Source organism: Kitasatospora nipponensis, assembly GCF_039528135.1.
In the GTDB taxonomy this organism is placed as follows: domain Bacteria; phylum Actinomycetota; class Actinomycetes; order Streptomycetales; family Streptomycetaceae; genus Kitasatospora; species Kitasatospora nipponensis.
Genome location: NZ_BAAALF010000592.1, coordinates 1 through 856 on the forward strand (window position 1 = coordinate 1; position 856 = coordinate 856).

The 856-nt window shown below is 69.9% G+C and carries 1 protein-coding gene; it reads left to right on the forward strand.

From position 1 onward, the window contains the following. Positions 1 to 159: 159 nt before the first annotated feature. Entirely contained in the window at positions 160 to 636 is a 477-nt protein-coding gene (locus ABD323_RS42100) for a hypothetical protein (RefSeq protein WP_184917424.1), read from the forward strand. Positions 637 to 856 lie beyond the last annotated feature (220 nt).

Below are 856 nucleotides of genomic sequence, written 5' to 3' on the forward strand. Positions count from 1 at the left end.
GTCATCCGGACGGGCCCACGGTGGACTGCGGCGCGCCAGGGGCGTGCTCTGACGGAACCCGCTTCTGAGGCCATCTGGCAGCATCGGATCGCCGACCGGCCAAGTCGGTGCTCAGCTGTTCGTGGCCGCACCGTGCGGCCGTGAACGGAAGGACCGAGCATGTCCCGTCGTACCGAGGCCGCCACCGCACTCGCCCTCTGCCTGGCCACCGGCCTGGGAACCGTGATCGCCGCCGGCCCCGCCCACGCGGCCGTCCCCAACGTGTGCGGGGGTGCGATGACCGACTACGTCGGGGCCAGCCCCCTCCTGCTCCCGGATGCCCCGTTCGTCGGCACCGTCAGCCTCGTCGGCGAGAAGCGGGCCATCAGCATCACGCCCGTCTTCCTGACCGCCAACGTCCTGCGGACCGAGATCGGCACCGGGGACGACGCCCGCGCCCAGAGCGGCAACTTCACGCTCAAGGTGGACAGCAGCGGACGCGGAAAGATCAGCTTCCCGGTCTACGCCGGCATGGCCAGCAGCACCGACGTCAACTGCACCCCGGGGCTCACCCCCACCCGCGTCACCAAGATCAACGGAAAGATCAACGTGACCGGCGTCGAGGGGCAGGTCGACTTCGTCGTGACCCGCACCTGACGGCCCGTTACCGTGCCGATCTTGGTGAGCATGGGCTCGACTGCGGGGCTCGGTCGGGTGATCTCTCGACCGGCCGCGTCATTGGCCCGGATCTGTCCGGGAGCGGGCAGCGGTGCTGGGCGGTCCATCGATGTGCTCGTGACTGCGGCGGCAGAAGCATGCCGACGGCCAGCGCCGCAACGCGCTCAGGAAGGTCGGCTCGTCCTTCAGCAGCAGCTCT